The sequence below is a fragment of the Micromonospora phytophila genome (genome assembly GCF_023656545.1).
Lineage (GTDB): Bacteria > Actinomycetota > Actinomycetes > Mycobacteriales > Micromonosporaceae > Micromonospora > Micromonospora phytophila.
In genome coordinates this window covers 1-1,573 of record NZ_JAMOKF010000597.1, presented here as the reverse complement: position 1 = coordinate 1,573, position 1,573 = coordinate 1, and the positions used below count along the sequence as shown (strand labels likewise).

Here is a 1,573-nt window from a genome sequence, read left to right as displayed (position 1 = left end):
GTCCCGAGACTGATCTGTCATCCATGAAGGAGCGGGGCCGGTCAAGGCTAGGTGTTTGACCCGCTGGCGTTGTTTTGCCCGTCTTCCGGCATGGTCTTCGGGCAGGCGTGTGTGCGGCGTCGGGGTCAAGGCTGGGCCGTTGGCCCACCCGTAGGGCTTGGCCTTGACGCCGGTGCCGTGGACGCCATCGTGGTGATGCCGGAGGCGGCGTTGTTGGGGTGTGGTCGCGTCACCAGGTTCCGACCGGTGTCGGAGGGGCAGGCCGTGGTTCGGCTGCCGGTCATCCATTCGCCCCGCGTTGGTTCGGGGGCATGGTGGTGTGCGACCGTGACCGGACGGGGTCAATCACGCAGCCGGCCTCGCCGTCGGCCGACGGGGGCCAGACAGATCACGACCTCGCGTCCGGTCACGTCCGAACCTGCTCACGCCGCCGCCCGAGTCGGTGCAAGGGCGCGGATGTGCCCGTCGCGCAGGCCGTAGTAGACGAGAGTGAGCAGCTTGCGGGCCACCGCGACGGTGGCGATGTTGCGTCCGCGTCGCTCCGCGATGCGGGCGCGGGTGCCGGTCAACCAGCCGGCGGTGCGTGGGACGCCGTGGGCGGCCTCGACCGCGGCCCACCGCACCAGGGTCGAGCCCTGTTTGGTGATCCGTCCCCGGTGCACGATGAGGTCGGACTCGCGGTGGCGTGGGGTGAGCCCGGCCCAGGAGGTCAGCTGTGTCGGGCCGGGGAACCGGTCGACCTCGCCGATCTCCGCGACGAACACCGCCGCCAGGACCGGTCCGACACCGGGGATGGCCTGGATCGCGGTGTAGCCGGGGTGCCCGGAAAGTCTGGCCCGGATCGGCCCGCCGACCGCGTCGATCTCGAAATCCACCGCATCGATCAGCCGACACAGCGAGTCCACCCGCCCTCGAAACGCCCCATCCAACGGCGCCCGGGCGAGCAGTTCCCGGCCGCCGACGCCGAACAGGTCGGATACCGGGATGTGCACGCCCTGCTTGGCCAGCACCGCGCGCACCGACGCCTTCAACCCGCTGCGCCACGCGACCAGCTTGGCCCGATACCGCACCAACTCCCGCAACTCGCGCACCGCCGGCGGGGCCACATACGCCTGCGGCAACCTGCCCATCCGCAGCAGATCAGCCAGATCGGCGGCGTCCCGGACGTCGTTCTTCACCCGCCGGTAGGCGAACCCCTTCACCCCCAACGGATGCGCCAAATGCACCCGGGCACCGGCCGCGGCCAGGACATCCGCGGCCCAATACCAGCCATACGTGGCCTCCAGGACCACTTCCGGGTCCCGGCCGGCCTTGGCGATTTCCAACCCCAACGCGACCGGGTCGTTGTCGATCCGCACCACGTCGAGCTTCTCCCCGGCCTCGGTCATCCGCACGATCACCGAACGGCGCCGATGCAGATCGATACCCACGAACTGCCGACCGTCGTACTCTGCCTGCATGAGGGGCTCCTCCTTCGTCGTGAGACGTGAGCACCCCGAGCATCCCGCCCGGGACCCACGAGGAGCGAGGCCCCGCTCCTTCATGCCATCACGGACGTCCTGAGACCCGACAT

At 70.0% G+C, this 1,573-nt stretch carries 1 protein-coding gene; it reads right to left on the bottom strand.

Annotation, left to right across the window (positions count from 1 at the left end; genetic code table 11):
* Window positions 1-422: 422 nt before the first annotated feature.
* Window positions 423-1,460: an IS110 family RNA-guided transposase gene (locus tag NCC78_RS31630; protein ID WP_250799112.1), complete on the bottom strand. Its 1,038-nt coding sequence runs from the start codon at window positions 1,458-1,460 to the stop codon at window positions 423-425.
* Window positions 1,461-1,573 lie beyond the last annotated feature (113 nt).

Bases quoted from the DNA above. Each gene is read 5' to 3' on its own strand.
- NCC78_RS31630 (WP_250799112.1), bottom strand. From the start codon at position 1,460: ATGCAGGCAGAGTACGACGGTCGGCAGTTCGTGGGTATCGATCTGCAT.